General features: G+C 66.7%; 19 protein-coding genes. 15 read left to right on the top strand and 4 right to left on the bottom strand.

Annotated elements, in window-relative coordinates; genetic code table 11:
* Positions 1–46: 46 nt before the first annotated feature.
* Positions 47–502, bottom strand: a complete 456-nt coding sequence (locus tag K7G82_RS12495; protein WP_343228568.1) for an SH3 domain-containing protein — start codon at positions 500–502, stop codon at positions 47–49.
* A 137-nt stretch (positions 503–639) separates the two neighbouring features.
* Between K7G82_RS12495 and K7G82_RS12490 the strand changes: the two genes are divergently transcribed.
* Together K7G82_RS12490 and K7G82_RS12485 are read left to right on the top strand one after the other, a co-directional pair.
* The gene (locus K7G82_RS12490) at positions 640–1,638 is read left to right on the top strand and encodes a 2-hydroxyacid dehydrogenase (protein ID WP_222990138.1); all 999 of its coding nucleotides are present in this window, start codon (positions 640–642) and stop codon (positions 1,636–1,638) included.
* A gap of 78 nt (positions 1,639–1,716) precedes the next feature.
* Positions 1,717–2,976, top strand: coding sequence for an ammonium transporter (locus K7G82_RS12485; RefSeq protein WP_222990137.1), 1,260 nt, complete (start codon positions 1,717–1,719; stop codon positions 2,974–2,976).
* A 63-nt stretch (positions 2,977–3,039) separates the two neighbouring features.
* Here K7G82_RS12485 and K7G82_RS12480 read toward each other — a convergent pair whose 3' ends face one another.
* From K7G82_RS12480 to K7G82_RS12470, 3 genes are all read right to left on the bottom strand, one after another.
* Positions 3,040–4,443, bottom strand: coding sequence for an NAD(P)H-dependent flavin oxidoreductase (locus K7G82_RS12480; protein ID WP_222990136.1), 1,404 nt, complete (start codon positions 4,441–4,443; stop codon positions 3,040–3,042).
* 67 nt (positions 4,444–4,510) lie between these two features.
* Positions 4,511–5,632, bottom strand: coding sequence for a glycosyltransferase family 4 protein (locus K7G82_RS12475; protein ID WP_222990135.1), 1,122 nt, complete (start codon positions 5,630–5,632; stop codon positions 4,511–4,513).
* 5 nt (positions 5,633–5,637) lie between these two features.
* Positions 5,638–6,498, bottom strand: a complete 861-nt coding sequence (locus tag K7G82_RS12470) for an alpha/beta fold hydrolase (RefSeq protein WP_222990134.1) — start codon at positions 6,496–6,498, stop codon at positions 5,638–5,640.
* A 37-nt stretch (positions 6,499–6,535) separates the two neighbouring features.
* Here K7G82_RS12470 and K7G82_RS12465 point away from each other — a divergent pair, with 37 nt between their 5' ends.
* The 13 genes from K7G82_RS12465 to K7G82_RS12405 all read left to right on the top strand — a co-directional run bounded on the left by K7G82_RS12465 (position 6,536) and on the right by K7G82_RS12405 (position 18,212).
* A complete protein-coding gene (locus K7G82_RS12465; RefSeq protein WP_222990133.1) occupies positions 6,536–7,939 on the top strand; it encodes a protein adenylyltransferase SelO family protein in 1,404 nt (467 codons plus the stop codon).
* Between the two features lie 51 nt (positions 7,940–7,990).
* Entirely contained in the window at positions 7,991–9,418 is a 1,428-nt protein-coding gene (astD, locus tag K7G82_RS12460; protein ID WP_222990132.1) for a succinylglutamate-semialdehyde dehydrogenase, read from the top strand.
* A gap of 61 nt (positions 9,419–9,479) precedes the next feature.
* Positions 9,480–9,971 (top strand): GlcG/HbpS family heme-binding protein, encoded by a 492-nt coding sequence (locus K7G82_RS12455; protein WP_222990131.1) that lies wholly within the window; start codon positions 9,480–9,482, stop codon positions 9,969–9,971.
* Between the two features lie 57 nt (positions 9,972–10,028).
* A complete protein-coding gene (gene cobA, locus K7G82_RS12450) occupies positions 10,029–10,817 on the top strand; it encodes a uroporphyrinogen-III C-methyltransferase (RefSeq protein ID WP_222990130.1) in 789 nt (262 codons plus the stop codon).
* A complete protein-coding gene (locus K7G82_RS12445; RefSeq protein ID WP_222990129.1) occupies positions 10,814–11,110 on the top strand; it encodes a DUF2849 domain-containing protein in 297 nt (98 codons plus the stop codon). Before cobA ends, K7G82_RS12445 begins: the two co-directional genes overlap by 4 nt.
* Positions 11,110–11,253, top strand: a complete 144-nt coding sequence (locus tag K7G82_RS12440; RefSeq protein WP_222990128.1) for a hypothetical protein — start codon at positions 11,110–11,112, stop codon at positions 11,251–11,253. Before K7G82_RS12445 ends, K7G82_RS12440 begins: the two co-directional genes overlap by 1 nt.
* Before the next feature lies 1 nt (position 11,254).
* A complete protein-coding gene (locus K7G82_RS12435) occupies positions 11,255–12,889 on the top strand; it encodes a nitrite/sulfite reductase (RefSeq protein ID WP_222990127.1) in 1,635 nt (544 codons plus the stop codon).
* A complete protein-coding gene (locus K7G82_RS12430) occupies positions 12,882–13,307 on the top strand; it encodes a DUF934 domain-containing protein (RefSeq protein ID WP_222990126.1) in 426 nt (141 codons plus the stop codon). Before K7G82_RS12435 ends, K7G82_RS12430 begins: the two co-directional genes overlap by 8 nt.
* Entirely contained in the window at positions 13,300–14,067 is a 768-nt protein-coding gene (locus K7G82_RS12425; RefSeq protein ID WP_222990125.1) for a phosphoadenylyl-sulfate reductase, read from the top strand. Before K7G82_RS12430 ends, K7G82_RS12425 begins: the two co-directional genes overlap by 8 nt.
* A 179-nt stretch (positions 14,068–14,246) precedes the next feature.
* Entirely contained in the window at positions 14,247–14,906 is a 660-nt protein-coding gene (locus tag K7G82_RS12420; RefSeq protein ID WP_222990293.1) for a DUF4331 domain-containing protein, read from the top strand.
* On the top strand, positions 14,906–15,604 hold the full coding sequence (locus K7G82_RS12415) for a DUF4331 family protein (protein WP_222990124.1): 699 nt from the start codon (positions 14,906–14,908) through the stop codon (positions 15,602–15,604). The genes K7G82_RS12420 and K7G82_RS12415 overlap by 1 nt, the downstream gene beginning before the upstream one ends.
* A gap of 86 nt (positions 15,605–15,690) precedes the next feature.
* Positions 15,691–16,926 carry a tetratricopeptide repeat protein gene (locus K7G82_RS12410; protein WP_222990123.1) on the top strand — a complete coding sequence of 412 codons (1,236 nt, stop codon included), beginning with the start codon at positions 15,691–15,693 and terminating at the stop codon, positions 16,924–16,926.
* 35 nt (positions 16,927–16,961) lie between these two features.
* Positions 16,962–18,212, top strand: coding sequence for a HupE/UreJ family protein (locus K7G82_RS12405; protein ID WP_222990122.1), 1,251 nt, complete (start codon positions 16,962–16,964; stop codon positions 18,210–18,212).
* Positions 18,213–18,215 lie beyond the last annotated feature (3 nt).

The raw sequence follows: 18,215 nt of genomic DNA, 5'->3' as shown, positions 1-18,215 counted from the left end.
ACACCGTGAGGGTACGGTATCGCGGTCAGCTTTTACGAGACGCTCCTTAGCGCCCGTCCGCGCCCCATAGATAGCGCGCCTCGACAAAGCCCGCGCGGCCGTTGACATCGATCCGGCACCAGCCCTGCGCACATTCGGAAAGCTTGCCGATCACGCCCGGCTCGGCGCGCCAGTTCACCTTGCCGGCGGCGTCCGGCGATGCGCGCAGGGTGCGGATCTCGCCCGTGACCATTGCCGTGCGATCCTCGCTCAGCAGATTGGCCTGCATCCAGCCCTGCACACCGTCCGGATCCTCGACCTTGCGCCAGTTGGGATAGGTCTCGACCACCTTCACCGGCAGCCCCGCGCGCTGATAGAGCCAGCTCGCCGGGAAATTGCGCCCCGGTCCGGTGCGCATCCGCGCTTTCGCGGCGGTGATCGATGCCCAGTAAGGCGGTTTCTTCTGCGCAGCGGCATCATCCGCCGCAAGCACGAACAGCGCCGGCACGACAAGCGCTGCCACGCCGCGCAATCCAGCTTTTCCCCCGGAAATTCTCATATCGCCCTTTTTGCAAAAGCGCCGCGCGCCATCAAGCATTACCGCCACAGGATGGGACGGAGCGCTTGACGGAAGCCGGCCGGCGCGCCTAGCCGGTTCACATGACCCCGTCCGAGCGCATCGAGCACCCCAAGGTCGCCGTTACCCGCCGCCTTCCCGCGCCGATCGAGGCGCGGATGACCGAATTGTTCCTGACGACGCTCAACCAGAACGATGAACCGATGGATCGCGGCGCGCTGGCGGCAGCGATGGCCGAAGCGGATGTGCTGGTGCCGACGCTGACCGATCAGATCGACGCCGAACTGATCGCGGCCGCCGGCCCAAGGCTGAAACTGATCGCCAATTTCGGCAATGGCGTCGATCATATCGATCTGAAGGCCGCGCGCGCCAAGGGCATCATCGTCACCAATACGCCGGGCGTGCTCACGCAGGACGCGGCGGACATGGCGATGGCGCTGCTGCTGTCGGTGCCGCGCCGGCTGGTCGAAGGCGAACGCACCGTTCGTTCGGGCCAATGGGCCGGCTGGGCGCCCACCGCGATGCTCGGGCACCGCATCCACGGCAAGACGCTCGGCATCGTCGGCATGGGCCGGATCGGCCAGGCGATCGCGCTGCGCGCGCGCGGCTTCGGCCTGTCGATCCGCTATCACAACCGGCACCGCCTGCCCGATGTTGTCGAACGCGCAGTCGATGCGACGTTCGACGAATCGCTCGACGATCTGCTGGCCGCATCGGACTTCGTCTCGATCAACTGCCCGCACAATGCCGAAACCCACAATCTGATCGACGCGCACCGGATCGCGCTGATGAAGCCGAGCGCCTGCCTGATCAACGTCGCGCGCGGCGAGATCGTCGACGAGAAGGCGCTGATCTCCGCGCTCGAATGGGGCCGGATCGCGGGCGCCGGGCTCGACGTTTATGCCCATGAACCGGCGGTCGATCCACGACTGCTCGCGCTCGCCAATGTCGTGCTGCTGCCTCATATGGCGTCGGCCACGATCGAGGCGCGCGAAGCCACGGGCGAGAAGGTGATCGCGAATATCCGGATGTGGGCGGACGGGCATCGCCCACCCGATCAGGTGCTCGAAGGCTGGGCGTAACAGCGAGTTCGGGACTTTTTAACGCTGTTTCGCCTAGCAGTCCTCCAGCAGGAATCGGGGTGAACGATGCGTAACGGCTTGAAGGCAATATTCGGACTCGGCCTGGTGGGGCTGACGGCATCCCCAGCGGCGGCGCAACTTACCGTCGCGCCGGACAGCGGCGATACCGGCTGGGTGCTCGCGGTCGCACCGATCGCACTGCTCGGCATCGTCGTCGGCTTCGCCTTGCGCCATGCCGGGCTTGCCCAGCAGCGCGCTGCGCCCAATGCCGCCTTGTCGCCGCTCGCCATCGCCGCCGCCATACCGCTGCTCTGGGTCGCGCTGGGCTACAGCCTCGCCTTCGGACCCGGTTCCGCCTGGATCGGCGGCGTCGGCAATCTGTTTCTCGGCAATCTGGCGGATATCCGCGAAGGCACGACCATCTCGGATGCGGCGTTCGCGCTGCTCCAGACGGTGTTCGCGATCGCCGCACCCACCATCATCGCTGGCGCACTGATCGGGCGCGCCCGTTTCGGCTGGATACTCGGCTTCTCGCTTGCCTGGTCGCTGCTCGTCTATGTGCCCGTTTCCCGCTGGGTCGGTGCCGGCTGGCTGGCCGGGCTCGGCACGCTCGATTTCGCCGGTGGGCTGACGCTGCATCTGTCGGCGGGCGTCTCCGCCCTGACCGCTGCCTGGATGGTCGGAACCCGCCCGGGATTCCGCAGGAGCATTCCCCTGCCCGCGCAGTCGCCGGTGCTCGTGCTGGCGGGCAGCGCGGCGATCTGGGTCGCGCTGCTGGCGCTGGCCGGCGGATCGGCGCTCGCCGCGACCGACGACACCGCGCGCGCCATCGTCAATGCACATCTGGCGGCCGGCGCGGGCGCGCTCGTCTGGATCGGCACGGACGCGATCCTGCGTCGCAAGCTCGACGCACCGGGTTTCGCCAATGGGGCACTGGCGGGTCTCGCCGGCGCGGCCGCGGTCGCGGGTTACACCGGGCCGATCGGCGCGATCCTGGTCGGTCTGGCCGCATCCCTGCTTGGCCGCGCCATCGCCCCTCTGATCACGAAACTCCGGATCGACGACCCCGCCCAGGTCGCGGCGACCTTCGGCGTCGGCGGCCTTGTCGGCGCGCTGCTGCTGCCGCTCGCGATGCTGCCCGCGCTTGGCGCGCCGGTGTTCGAAGATGCCGCGCCCTTCCTGCAACAATTGGTGGCGCAGCTCGTCGCGATCGTCACCGTGCTGCTCTGGTCGGTGCTCGGCACGCTGATCACCGGCTATATGGCCGCGATGCTGGTGCCGATGCGCGATCAAGAGGATACCGAGCCTGCGAGCGCCGAAGCGGACACGCAGCCTTAAAAAAAACGGGGCCGAACTTCGAAAGCTCGGCCCCGACATGATCCGGAAATTCGGTCGCTAAATTCAGTCGCCCGTCAGGATACGATCGACGAGCTGCTTCACCGTCGGCACGAAACCGTTCGAATAGAAGGGATCCTGCTTGAACTTGTAGGCGGCATGCCCGGCGAACATCAGATTGTCGTTGGGATCGCCGCCATGCGCGATATCCTGCAACGTCTTCTGGATGCAGAAGCTGCGCGGATCGGCCAGCCGGCCGGTCGAATTGGTCTCACTGTCCATCCAGGACGAGAAGGAGCATTGGCTTAGGCAGCCCATGCAATCCGCCTGATCCTTGCGGATGATCGCGCGCTCCTCCGGCGTCACGAAGACGAGTGTATTGTCCGGCGTCTTCAGCGCTTCCAGATAGCCCTGCCCGAACCATTCGCGGGCGCGCAGCAGATCGTTGCGCGTCACCCACATATGCTTGCCCTTGACGCCGACATCGAGCTGGAACTGATGATCGCCCGCCGCTTCGGTGGAAAAGGCGATCTGGCGTTCCGAACGCGCCACCAGATTCCTGAGGAAGGGCGTCATCACCGCCGAGGAATAGAAACCGGTCGGCGAGAAGCGATGGAGCAGCACATCGCCGGGATCGAGCGTCATCAGCTTCGATTTCCAGGCTTCCGGAATCGGGCTTTCCTGCGTGAGCAGCGGACGCGTGCCGAACTGGAAGGCGATCGACCCAAGCTCGGGATTGTCGATCCAGTGGTTCCAGTCGCGCAGATGCCAGACGCCGCCCGCCATCACGATCGGTACATCGTCCGAAATACCGCCTTCGCGCATCGTGTCGCGCAGCGCCTTGACGCGCGGATAGGGATCCTCCGGCTTCAGCGGATCCTCGGCATTGGACAGGCCGTTATGCCCGCCCGCCAGCCAAGGGTCCTCATAGACCACCGCCGACAGCCATTCCGCCGCCTTGTGATAGGCGCGCTTCCACAGCGCGCGGAAAGCGCGGCCGGAGCTGACGATCGGCAGATAGCTGGTCTCGTAAGAGGCCGCGATCTCCGACAATTTGTAAGGCATGCCGGCGCCGCAGGTGACGCCGGCCACCATGCCGCGCGTCCGTTCGAGCACGCCGTGCAGGATGCGCTGGGCGCCGCCCATTTCCCACAGCACGTTGATATTGATCGCGCCCTTACCCGAAGACAGTTCGAATGCGCGCTTCACCTGCTCTACAGCGCCCTCGATCGCATATTCGATCAGTTCCTCGTGGCGTTCGCGCCGCGTGCGGCTGCGATAGACCTGCGGCACGATCTTGCCCGTCGGATCGTAGCTGTCGGCATTGACCGCCGAGATGGTGCCGATGCCGCCGGCCGCGGCCCAGGCGCCGGAGCTCATATGGTTGCTCGCCGAAATGCCCTTCCCGCCCTCGATGATCGGCCAGACCTCGCGCCCGCGGTAGCTGATGGGCTTCAGACCCTTGAACAACACGTCACTCCCTTGATTTGTCCCAGATATAAGCGAAAGACGCGCCGAATGCGCGGTAAAAATCGGTTTAACCGGTCAGGATGCCCGATCGGCCGACAGCGCCGCCGTAAAGCGCCGCATAGCGCGCGATCATTTCTTGCTCGTCATACTCCCCCACCGCGCGCGCGCGGTTGGCGGCCCCTACGCGTTTCCTGAGGCTTTCGTCCAGTGCGAAACGGCGCAGCGCCGTTTCGAACGCGGTTTCGGCGAGCACCGCCCGATTTTCATCCGAAACCATCGAAAACACGTCGCCGACATCCGGGGAGGCCACAGGCAGGCCGGCGGCCATCGCCTCGACCGCCGAGATCGGGAATTGCTCGCTCTTCGACGAAAGCGCGAAAATGTCGAACAATCCCACATAGCGCCACGGCCGATCGAGAAATCCCGGCAGGTGGACGCGATCGGAAATTCCGGCGGCACCGGCGGCGGCCGATATGGCTTCGCGTTCCGGCCCCTCTCCCACGATCACCAGGCGCACGGTTTCCGGCAGGGCGGCGACCGCCTTCACCAGACGCGGCAGATCCTTGACCGCGCGCAACCCGGCGACCGATCCCACGATCACCTCGCCGCGACGGCGCACGAAACCCGGAATGGCGCGGGGATCGCGCTGGCCGGCATAACGCCGCACATCGATGCCGTTGGAGATCCGCCGCACGCGCCAGTCGGGCTGTTTCCATGTCCGGAACGCGATGGTCTCCAGCTTCGCCGACGGCACCACCAGCGCCTGCGCGGCGGGCAATGCGATCCGGCGGAAGATCGTGCGATCGGTCCTAAGCCGCACCGCCTCATCCTCGTTGAAGCCATCCTCATGGTGGATCAGCGGCGGCAGGCCGCGCCCGAACAGGCGGCGCGCCATCACGCCGTCCATCGCTCCCCAATTATAGCTCAACACCAGATCGAAGCGGCGCATATAGCGGGCGATCGCCTGATAGCGGGCGACGGACGGACGCCCCGTCAGCGACGGCGCATCCTGCGGGAAATCGGCGCGTATGCCCGGATCGATCGCGGCCCGCGCGCCCAGCGCGCCGGGAACCCCGCTCAGGATCGTGTGCCGCGCCCGCTTGCCGAACGCGTTCATCAGGCGGACGGCGCGCGCCTCCTTGCCGCCGAGATCGAAACTCGAATGGAGGTGGAGGATATTGAGCGCCATTGCCGTCAACCGGTGATGGCGGCAAGAAACCGGTCGATCGCGCGAACCGCCACGGGCTCCTCCAGCGTCGGCGTATGGCCGACGCCCGGCACGATGATGCTCTTGGCGTTGGCCAGCCGCTTCTTCATCCGGGCCAGCGTCTCAACGCCCAGCACGTCCGATCGCTCGCCGCGAACGATCAGCATCGGAATCTCGGCCATCGCGTCGAGCGCGGGCCACAGATCCACCCCGGCCTCTCCGCCCGGTGCGCGGAACGGCTCGGCGATCTTCGCGTCATAATCCGGGACGATGCGCCCCTGCTGGTTGAGGCGATAAAGCTGCTTGGCCATGCGCAGCCACTGTTCCAGCGCATAGTCGGGATAGACGTCGCGATTGAGTTCACCCACCGCGCGCGCGGCATGAACCCAGGTCGGCCAGGCCGAATTGCGCCCGACATAGGAACGGATCCGGTCGAGCCCCGCCTGTTCGATCACCGGCCCGACATCGTTGAGCAATACGCCCGCCAGCCGTTCGCGGTGCGTGGCGGCGAGCAGCATCGCGACGATCCCGCCAAGCGATGTGCCGAAGACGATCAGACGATCGAGCGCGAGTTCGCCGATCAGCCGATCGAGATCCTGGGCATAGGTGAGCGGAACATAGCTCATCGGATCCTTGGCATAGGCGCTCTCGCCGCGCCCGCGCAGTTCGACGCAGATGACCCGGTAGCGCCCCGCCAATCGCTCCGCCACGCCCTCGAAATCGCGCGCATTGCGCGTGAGTCCCGGAACGCACAGGATCGGCGGGCGTTCTGCATCCCCCGCATAATCGCGATAATGCAGGCGCAGATTGTCGTTCGACCACCAATATCCGTCACTATACGCGGCCATGGTTGCGCCCTTCCCGTCTTCGCCCCCATATCGCGATATGGACAGTATCCGGCAAGCAACTCCTTACACGCCCGAACCCGCGATCCTCGCGCTGGGCGACACCATGTACGATCCCGTGGCGGCGGCCGATTTCCCGAAGACGATCCTGCGCTATCGCAACGACCGTGCGGCGGCTGAAATCGGGATGGACAACCTGGACGATGCCGCCTGGATCGCGCATTTCGGCCGCTTCGAACCGCTGCCGGGCAACCTGACCGAACCGCTCGCGCTGCGCTATCACGGCCATCAGTTCCGCGTGTACAATCCCGATCTGGGCGATGGGCGCGGCTTCCTGTTCGCGCAGATGCGCGGATCGGACGGACGCCTCATGGACCTGGGCACCAAGGGATCGGGGCGAACGCCATGGAGCCGCTTCGGCGACGGGCGGCTGACGCTGAAAGGCGGGGTGCGCGAGATCCTGGCCACCGAGATGCTCGAAGCCCTGGGCGTCAGGACGTCGCGGACCTTTTCGCTGATCGAGACCGGCGAAGCGCTCCAGCGCGGCGACGAACCCTCCCCCACCCGATCGGCGGTGATGGTGCGGCTGAGCCATGGCCATATCCGGATCGGCAGCTTCCAGCGGCTCGCGCATCTGCGCGATGCCGAAACGATGCGCCGGCTGATCGACTACACGCTCGATCGCTATTTCAACGATGCGCCCGGCGAGGACGGCGCCGCGCGACTGCTCGGCCATGTCGTCCGCGCCGTGGCGCCGCTGGCGCCCAGCTATATCGCCGCCGGTTTCGTCCATGGCGTGCTCAACACCGACAATATCAACGTCACCGGCGAAAGCTTCGACTATGGCCCGTGGCGTTTCACGCCCTTCTACGATCCCGCCTTCATCTCCGCCTATTTCGATCACCATGGGCTCTACGCCTTTGGGCGCCAGGCCGAAGCGATCCATTGGGACGTGATCCAGCTTGCCGTGGCGTTGCGCCTGGTCGCCGATCAGGAGGCGCTGGTATCCGCGATCGAGCCCTATGCCGGCCATTACGAGGCCGCGCTGATGCGCCAGCTGCTGTGGCGCCTGGGCGTGGCGCCGCGTGGTGAAGCGGAGGACAAGGCCCTGATCGGCGCGATGGAACAGGCGCTGATGGCGGGCACCGTCGAAATCGATCGTTTCTTCTTCGACTGGGCTGGAGGCGACTGTCGTGCTCCGTCTCCCGCCGATACCTTATACGCCGATCCGGTTTTCGACGATTTCAGGGACCGCATCACCGCCTATGCGCCGGCCCGCGTGCTCGATCACCCCTATTGGTCCGATCCCGCGCCCTGTTCGATGCATATCGACGAAGTCGAGGCGATCTGGTCGCGCATCGCCGACGCCGACGACTGGTCCGCGCTGCACGACAAGGTGGCGGCGGTGCGGCGGATGGGTGACGCGATGGGCGCCATGCCTTGACCTACCTTGTCCAAAGGTGCTGGAGAGGGCATTGACTGGCCAGAGTAACCCATGAATCCGCAGGAAATCGTCTCTTTCGAACCCGCCACCGGCGCCATCCTGTGGCGCGGTGCGATCGGCGATGTCGATACCGAAGTGGAGATCGCGCGCGGCGCATGGGCCGAATGGGCATCGCGCCCGCTGACCGTGCGGATCGAGACGATGCGCCGTTTCGGCAATGTCATGCTGTCGCGCGCCAGCGAATTCGCGGATCGGATCGCACGCGAAACGGGCAAGCCGCTCTGGGAGGCGCGAACCGAAGTCGAGGCGGTGATCGCCAAGGTCGACATCTCCGTCGCCGCCTATAACGAACGCACGGCGCAGCGCCGGCTGGACGGCGCGATGGGCGTGCGCAACGCGGTGCGCCACAAGCCGCATGGCGTGGTCGCGGTGCTCGGCCCCTATAATTTTCCCGCACACCTGCCCAACGGCCATATCGTGCCCGCGCTGATCGCCGGCAACGCAGTGGTGTTCAAGCCATCCGAAAAAACGCCGGCGACCGCCGAACTGCTCGTCGAATGCTATCGCGCGGCGGGCGTGCCCGAAGGCGCCGTGCGCCTGCTGATCGGCGGACCGGCCGAGGGCAAGGCGCTGGCCGCGCATGACGGGATCGACGGGCTCTATTTCACCGGATCGGCGCCGACCGGCCTGGCGCTCAGCCGCCTCTATGCCGAACGGATCGACCGGATCCTGGCGCTGGAGCTGGGCGGCAACAATCCGATCGTGCTGTGGAACCCCACCGACATCCACGCCGCCGCAGTGGTGATCGCGCAATCCGCCTTTCTGAGCGCGGGGCAGCGCTGCACGGCGGCGCGGCGCCTGATCGTCGAGGACGGCAAGCAGGATGCGGTGCTCGCCGAACTCGGCAAGCTGGTCGATCGCATGATCGTCGGCGGCCCGCATGACGAGCCCCAGCCCTTCATGGGGCCGGTGATCGACAATCATGCCGCGGATTCGCTTCAGGAGAGCTTTCTCGGCCTGATGATGAAGGGCGGCCGCCCCTTCCGCCGGCTCGACCGACCGGTCGACGACCGTCCGTTCCTGACCCCGGCGATCATCGACGTCACCGATGTTTCCGACCGGCCCGATGTCGAGCTGTTCGGCCCGATCCTCCAGGTCATCCGCGTCGCCAGTTTCGAGGATGCGCTGATCGAGGCGAACAACACACGCTACGGCCTGTCCGCTTCGCTGATCGGCGGCGCACCCGCGCTTTACGATCGGTTCTGGGCCAATATCCGCGCGGGCGTGGTCAACTGGAACCGGCCAACCAACGGCGCCCCCTCCAACGCGCCGTTCGGCGGCGTCGGCCTGTCTGGCAATCACCGGCCGAGCGCCTATTATGCCGCCGATTATTGCGCCTATCCCGTGGTTTCGTCTGAAACCGAACAGGCGCGCGCATCGATCGGCATCGGATTGCGCGATCCCTCCAGCGGGTCCTGACACGGGCATTGCCTGTCTCCACCTCAGCGCCTATCCCGCCGGAAAATCAGGAGGGGTGATGATGGTGAAGCGGCGATATCTTGCGGCGGGCGCGGCGCTCGCGGCAGCCTTGCTGGCGCCGGCGGCATCCGCACAGCAAATTCCCGGCCCCTATGGCCCCGCCGTCACGCTCGCGCAGGCGCGCACCATCGTCGATGCCGCGCATCGCGAAGCAAAGGCGCGCAATTTCCGCATGGCCTTCGCGGTCGTGCTGCCCTCGGGCGAACCGATCCTGCTGGAAGTGATGGACGGCACCCAGTCCGCTTCGATCGTGGTTTCGCAGCAAAAGGCGCGCTCCTCCGCGCGATTCCGCCGCCCGACCAAGGCCTTCGCCGATTCCGTCGCGAAGAATGGCGCCGCCGTGCTCAGCCTGGACGGCGTCGTCGCCGTCGAGGGCGGCGTGCCGATCCTGTCCAACGGACAGGTGATCGGCGCGCTCGGCATCAGCGGCGGAACCTCCGCCGAGGATGGTGAGATCGCCGCCGCGGCGCTGGCGAGCGCAAAGCTCAACTAGCCACCCCCAAAAAAACCCTGCTTTGCGTCGACGGCATCGAACGCCCATCTGTCCGCCATGGACGGTAAAGTGCGTGACCTAACCGCCGGGACGGTGATCCTTGTCGGCGCCGGACCCGGCGACCCCGAATTGCTGACGGTGAAAGCCGCCGGCGCGATCGGGCGCGCCGATGTGATCGTGCATGACGGGCTGGTCGATCCCCGCATCCTGGCGCTCGCGCCGGCATCCGCGCGGCTGATCTCGGTTGCCAAGAGCCGCGCCCGCCACACGCTGGCGCAGGACTCGATCAACGCGCTGATCGTCGCGGAGGCGCTTGGCGGCGCGACGGTGATCCGCCTGAAGGGCGGCGATCCCTTCATCTTCGGACGCGGCGGCGAGGAAGTCGAAGCCTGCCGCGCGGCCGGCGTCGCGGTCGAGGTGATTCCCGGCATTTCCGCGGCGATCGGCTGCGCCGCAGAGGCACTGCTGCCGCTGACCCATCGCGAGGCGGCGAGCGCGGTCAGCTTCGTCGCGGGCCAGTGCAAGGGGCTGACCGAGCAGGACTGGTCGGGGCTTGCCGGCAAGGGCCGTACGCTCGTCATCTATATGGGCGTCGCCACCGCCGAGCAGATCGCGGACAAGCTGATCGCCGACGGCGTATCGCCCGGCATGCCGGTGGCTGTGCTGGAAAAGGGCGGCCGTCCGGATCGCCGTGCGCTGCGTACCCTGCTTGCCGATCTTGGCGGCATGATCGCGCGCGAACAGGTCGAGAGCCCGGCACTGATCGTGGTGGGTGAAGTCGTGCTGCGTGCCGATGCCGAGGATCGGCTGGCCGCATTCGAGAAACAGGCGGAGCATCTTGCGTGAAGATATTGACGGGCAATGATTTGCCGACAGGCGACGTGATCTGGTGGACGGGGACCGAATGGTCCCGCCATGTCGAGGACGCCGCCGATGTGGGTGAGGAAGGCGAGAGCATCGCCCGCGCCGAGGAAGGCGCGCGCCGCGTCAACGCGCCCTATGTGATCGAGGCGACCGCGACCCCGGAAGGCCCCCGCCCCGCGCATATCAAGGACCGCGTGCGCGCGCTTGGCCCGACCGTCCGCCCGGACCTGACGCTGAAACCCGCCGACCCCGCCGCCGGCAACTGGGTGATCTGATGATCGCCACCACCCTTCCGTTCGCTTCGAGCAGCGTCGAGCTTGCCGAGACGCGCCCGTCGAGAAGCACGGCGCCAAGGTTCTCGACCACGGTTCTCGACGTTGCTCGAACCTTGCTCGAACCCAACGGTTCGGAGATCTGACATGTACAAGTACGACCAATATGACCAGTCGATCGTCGACGCCCGCGTCGAGGAATTTCGCGACCAGGTGAACCGGCGCCTGTCCGGCGCCCTGTCGGAGGATCAGTTCAAGCCGCTTCGGCTGATGAACGGCCTTTATCTGCAGCTCCACGCCTATATGCTGCGTGTCGCGGTGCCCTATGGCACGCTCGACGGCCGGCAGATGCGGATGCTCGGCCATATCGCGCGCAAATATGATCGCGGCTACGGCCATTTCACGACGCGCCAGAATATCCAGTATAACTGGATCAAGCTGGAGGAAGCGCCCGACATTCTGGCCGATCTGGCCAGCGTCGAGATGCATGCCATCCAGACCAGCGGCAATTGCATCCGCAACATCAGTTCGGATCAATATGCCGGCGCGGCCTCCGACGAGGTCACCGATCCGCGACCCTGGGCGGAGCTGCTGCGCCAGTGGAGCACCTTCCACCCCGAGTTCAGCTACCTGCCGCGCAAGTTCAAGATCGCGGTGATCGCCGCCGCCGAGGATCGCGCGGCGATGCGCCTGCACGATATCGGCATCGAGCTGGTCCGCAACGAAGCGGGCACGCTGGGCGGCAAGATCTTCGTCGGCGGCGGCATGGGCCGTACGCCGATGATCGCGCCCGAGATCAAGGATTTCGTACCGGCGGAAGATCTGCTCAGTTATCTGGAGGCGTGCCTGCGCGTCTATAATCGCCACGGCCGCCGCGACAATATCTACAAGGCGCGGATCAAGATCCTCGTCCACGAGATCGGCGCCGAAGACTATCGCCGCCAGGTGGAAGAGGAATTCGCGCATGTGAAGACCCTGGGCATCGATCCGCCCGCCGCCGAACTGGAGCGGATCACCGCCTTCTTCGCGCCGCCCGCCTTCGCAACCGGCCTGAGCGACGAACTGGATCTCTCCGATCCCGATTTCCGCCTGTGGGTTCAGCAGAATGTCGCGGCGCACGCCCAGCCCGGCTATGCGATCGCGAATATCAGCCTGAAGCCCGTCGGCGGGATTCCCGGCGACGCCACCGCCGACCAGATCGATCTGATGGGCGACCTCGCCGAACGCTACAGCTTCGACGAACTGCGCGTGACCCATGCGCAGAACATCGTGCTGCCGCATGTCCGCAAGGCCGACCTCTACGCCGTCTGGCAGGCGCTCGACGAAGCGGGTCTGGCGACGCCGAACCTGGATCTGATCAGCGACATCATCGCCTGCCCCGGCCTCGACTATTGCAGCCTCGCCAATGCGCGTTCGATTCCCGTCGCGCAGAAGATCGCCGAGCGCTTCGCCGATCTCGACCGGCAGCGCGACCTGGGCGAACTCAAGCTCAAGATCAGCGGCTGCATCAATGCCTGCGGCCACCATCATGCCGGCCATATCGGCATCCTCGGCGTCGACCGGAAAGGCACGGAGAATTACCAGCTCCTGCTCGGCGGATCGGGCGCGGAGGACGTGTCGCTCGGCAAGATCACCGGCCCCGGCTTCGACGAGGACGGCATCGTCGATGCGGTGGAGAAAGTGACCGATACCTACAAGTCGCTGCGCCAGGATGGCGAGCGTTTCGTCGACACCTATCGCCGTGTCGGCATCGAGCCCTTCAAGGAGGCGATCTATGGGTGACCCGCTGAGCTTCCGCACCGACGCCGCGCACGAAGAGCCCGCGGTGACGCTCGACGCCTTTCTCGACCAGTCGAACGCGACCTCGGTCCGGCTGGAACCCGACGAAGATGCGCGCGCACTGCTGCCCTATCTCGACCGGCTCGCGCTCGTCGAGATCGCGTTCCCCGGCTATCGCGACGGGCGCGGCTATTCGGCGGCGCGCATCCTGCGCGAAGCCGGCTATCAGGGCGAACTGCGCGCGCAGGGCGACGTGCTGGTCGACCAGATCGCGTTCATGCGCCGCTGCGGATTCGACAGCTTCGCGCCCGAAAAGCCGCTCGACCCGGCGGTGGTGGAAGCGTCGCTGGCGCGCTACGACCATGTCTATCAGCGGGCGGCCGACGCGACCGTGCCCGTCTGGAAGCTGCGTCATGGCTGAGGCGCGCGTGCGCGATCGGATCGACGTGGGCCCCCGCTTCACCACCGCCGACGCGATCCGGCTGAACAACATGTTCCGTGGCGTCGATCCCGTCGAGATGCTGCGCGTGCTGCTTGCCGAGAACATGCTGGGCGACGTCGCCGCCGTCTCGTCCTTCGGCGCCGAATCCGCCGTACTGCTTCACATGATCGCGACCGCCGCGCCCGCGACGCCCGTGCTGTTCCTCGATACCGGCAAGCATTTCCCGGAGACGCTCGCCTATGGCGGCGATCTGGTGGAGCGGCTGGGCCTGACCGATCTGCGCATCCTGACGCCCGACCCGGAGACGATCCTGAAGAAGGACGAGACCGGGCTGCGCTGGTCCTATGATCCGGACGGCTGCTGCGAGATCCGCAAGGTGGTGCCGCTGGAAAACGCGCTCGCGCATTTCGACGCCTCGATCACCGGCCGCAAGGGCTTCCAGTCCGCGACGCGTTCGGGCCTGCCGCGCTTCGAGCTCGATGGCGACCGGCTGAAGGTCAATCCGCTCGCCAACTGGAGCAAGGCCGAGCTCGACGCCTATTTCGAGGCGCACGACCTGCCTCGCCATCCGCTGGAGGCGGAAGGCTATCCCTCGATCGGCTGCGCGCCCTGCACCTCCAAGGTCAAGCCCGGCGAGGATCCCCGCGCCGGCCGTTGGCGCGGCTGGGACAAGGTGGAATGCGGTATCCACACGCCCGTCGCCGATCCCGACGATCCGGCCAACCAGCCGGTGTTCTGATCCAAAAGGGGCGGCGCGACATGCGTCCCCCTGTTTGGGCGCCCACTTATTTTCCCCCTTGAGCCGCCGCGCCAAGGGATTACTCTCCGCCACGCCGATCCCGAATGCCCATGTCAGGCGCCGGGACGACGCACGGTCGCGATCCATCAGCCTGCCGAGCAGGGGGAATGCGCGTGACCATGTCCTCGTTCAGCACCAGCTTGCTTGCGGCGGGATCGCTCGCCCTTACCGTTCCGATCGCGTTCTTGTCGGGTGACAGCGCAACGGTCGCCGCCGACCATCTGGATCCGCCGACGCGAACCGATCCGGATCTCGACACGCTGCCGGATTTCGCGGCCGATATCGCGGATGTCTATGCCTGGCATACCACCAGCCATGTGATCATCGCGGTCACCTTCGCGGGGCCGCAGGCCGGCAGGGCCGCGAGCTACGATCGCGACGTGCTCTACAAGGTCAATATCTCCAACGCCGGTGCGCGCAGCGATCCGGAATTCGTGATCCGCGTCCGTTTCGGGCAGAACGGCACGGCCAATGGCGTCCAGTTCGAGAATGTGCCAGGCGCCGCGTCCGCGATCGTTTCCGGGCCGGTCGAGACCAATATCGCGAGCGGCGGCGCGATGCTGCGCGCGGGCCTGTTCGAGGATCCGTTCAATTTCGACCTGCTCGGCTTTCGCGCGACCCGCTCGACGGGTACGCTCCAGATGCGCAACGATCGCGATTTCTTCGCCGGCAAGGACGATACGGCGATCGTCATCCAGATGCCGCGAGCGGCGTTGGAGAACGGTGCGCATCCGCTCGATATCTGGGCGACGAGCGCCCGTTTCGGGGGGAATATCTGATGCGCGGTCTCCGTCCGGGCGCGAGCGCGCTGGTGATCGCCATGCTCCTGCCGCTCGCCGGTTGCGGCGGCGACGGCGGCACGCTGACGCCGGGGCCGACACCGACGCCCACGCCGACATCTCCCGCGCCGACACCGACGCCGACCAGCTTCAACGTCCAGCCCTGCCTCGATCAGATCGTTACGCCCGGCAACAGCGTGACCGCGCTGATCATACCCGATACCGTGAAGCTGGACCTCAATCTGCCCCCCAGCTTCCCCAATGGCCGCCGGTTGCAGGATCAGGTCGTCGATATCACCCTGTCCTATCTGTTGCTCGACATGCGGCGCCACAATCTGCGCACGCTTGCCGATCTGCCGCTCAATCCCGGCCGCAACGATGCGACCTTCCTACCCGATTTCCCCTATCTCGCGCCACCGCTCGGCAAGCCGCCGGTCGCGAGCGGCAGCGCATCCAGCTATGATTTCAGAAAGGATCCGGACACCGCCTTCATCTCCGTCGATCGCATGGGCATGCCCGCGATCGCGACCGCGCTGATCGGCACGTCGGCGAAGATCCCCTATAATGACAGCAACACCGGCGAGGATGCGGCCGGGCGCTGGACCAGCGAGATCAAGGCGACGCTCACCGGCCTGCACACTATATTGGGCGACGATCTCGCCCGCCTCAGCCTGGTATCCTGCGCCACGCCCGCCTGAGCGCCGCGCGGCTGCTGACGGCGGCGGCGCTGATCGCGGCGGTCTCCACCACGCTTTCGCTCTGGCCCCGTGCGAATGAAACGGCCATGCGCACCGCGCGCATCCTGCCGCCGACGGTCGCCCCCGCGAGCCAGCAGGATGCGGTCGCGCGCCTGGCGCAGGATCTGGTGACCGCGCGCACCGATGCGGCGAAACGGCCGGACGACTGGCTGGCGCTCGAGAAGATCGCGACCCTGTCGATGGCGCATGCCCGGCTGACCGGAAATTATGGCGATTTCAGCGCCGCCGGCGCCGCGCTCGATCGCGCGTTCGTCGCGTCCGGTCCACGCGCCGGCCCGCATCTGACGGCCGCCGCGTTCGCGATGCAGACGCACAGGCTGGGAGCAGCGGAAGCAATGCTGGCGGAGATCGACCGCTATGCCATGCCCGCCGAAGCGGAAATCCGCGCGGAAGCGGAAGCGATGCGCGGCGACATCGCCCTGTATCGCGGGCGCTACGCGGCGGCGGCCCGCCGCTATGACGCGGCCGAGGCACTGGCGCCAAGCGCGGGCCTGTTCGCGCGCCGGGCGATGCTCGACGCATATCTGGGGCAGCCGGACCGCGCTCTTGCGGCGCTGGATCATGCCGAACGCACGGGCAATTTCACCACGCCCCAGGCCGCGGCAGGGCTCAAGCTTCAGCGCGGCACGATCCTGTTGCGGATCGGGCGTTGGGATGACGCGGATCGCGCCTTCGCCGAGGCGGACGCGCTGTTCCCGGGATATTGGCAGATCGAACAGAATCGCGCGCAGATGACGGCGCTGCGCGGCGATATCGAGGGGGCGATCGGGCGCTATCGCACCGCGATCGCGCATGGTGGCGCACCGGAGACGATGGACGCATTGGCCGCGCTCTACCGTGCGCGGGGCGATCACGCGCGAGCGGATGCGCTATCGCGACAGGCGGCGGACATATGGGATGCGAGGCTGAAGGCCTTCCCGGAAGCGGCGCAAGCCCATGCGCTCGATCACTATCTCGCTTTCGGCCCGACCGCGCGGACGCTTCGCCTCGCGCTTGCCGGCTTCCACGCCCGCCCGCACGGCGCCTCCGCGATCGCGCTCGGCTGGGCCTTGCTCGCCAATCGCCGCGCGGACGATGCGTTGCGGATCGCCCAGGCGGTTTCGCAAAGCGGCTGGGTTTCGGCGGAACAGCATATGCTCGCCGCCGACGCCCAGGCGATGCTCGGCCACGGTGATGAGGCCGCGGAGGAACGGGACAAGGCCGCCGCGATCAATCCCCGGATCCTAGATCGCCGATCGGCGCTGATATGGTTCGGCCATTGAGACCGAGAACCGATGCGATCGGCCGGATTGCCGTTTTGGCCGCGCTGCTGTTTTGCGCACTCCTGCTCCTCGGCCGCCCCGCCGCCGCGCACCTGACTCCGAACAGCGAGGTCACTCTCGATTTTTCGGCCGATCACATCATCGGACATGCGATCATTCCGCTGGGCGAACTGGAATATGCGATGCGCGCGAAGCCGGCGCTCGATCGGCACGGCCAACTCGCCGATCCGTCGGCACTCGCCGCATGGCTGAAGCCGAGGATCGGCGCAGCCACGCCGGACGGGCGCGCCTGGTCCACCGGGATCGCCGATCTCCGGATCGGCTACGATGCCGGGCCGCCCGATCTGCGCTTCGCCATCCGGCTGACGCCGCCGCCCGGCACGTCGCCACGCCGGCTGATCTTGCGCTGGGAGCCCGTGCTGGACCGCGTTCCCAACCATTTCGCGCTGGTGTTGATCGGCCGCGACTTCGCGGGGGGGCATGTCGGCGGCGACGCCAGACTGGTCGGCGGCCTCCAGCCCGGCCGCACCATATTGCTTGTCGATCGCGGCGACCCCAGCCGCTTTCGCGGTTTCCTCGCCTCGATCGGCCTGGGCATGCACCATATCGCGGAGGGGCATGATCACCTGCTATTCCTGATCACCTTGCTGATCCCCGCGCCGCTGATCGCGCGGGGACGGCGCTGGAGCGGCTATGCCGGACTGAAGCCGACGATCCGCCATCTGATCGGCGTCGTCACCGCATTCACCATCGGCCATTCGCTGACGCTGATCGGCGGTGCGTTCTTCGACTGGCGATTGCCCGCGCAACCCGTCGAGGCGCTGATCGCACTGTCGATCCTGATCTCCGCGCTTCATGGCTTCCGGCCGATTTTTCCGAGGCGGGAGATGTTCGTCGCCGGCGGATTCGGGCTGGTCCACGGCCTCGCCTTCGCCACGCTCATCGGCGGCCACGGCCTGGACGCGGACGAGAAGGCGCTTTCGATCCTGGGTTTCAACCTCGGCATAGAGGCCGTTCAACTGATCGTCGTCGCCTGCACCATGCCGGCGCTGATCATGCTGGCGCGGACCCGTCATTATCGGGCGTTCCGGCTCGCCGGATCGACGATCGCCGCCGTTGCCGCGCTGGCATGGCTGAGCGAAAGACTGAGCGGCGCAGACAATCGATTTGGCCGGGCGCTCGACATGCTGCTGGGTCACGCCCCCTGGGCGATCGCGATCCTCACGATCGTCGCCTTCGCCCTCCATCGCCAAACCCGTCACGAAAGCGTCACATCACGGTCCTAACCC

It is taken from the genome of Sphingomonas colocasiae (assembly GCF_019880585.1).
Lineage (GTDB): Bacteria > Pseudomonadota > Alphaproteobacteria > Sphingomonadales > Sphingomonadaceae > Sphingobium_A > Sphingobium_A colocasiae.
The sequence above is the reverse complement of the archived record's forward strand: the minus strand, read 5'-3'. Positions and strand labels throughout refer to the sequence as shown.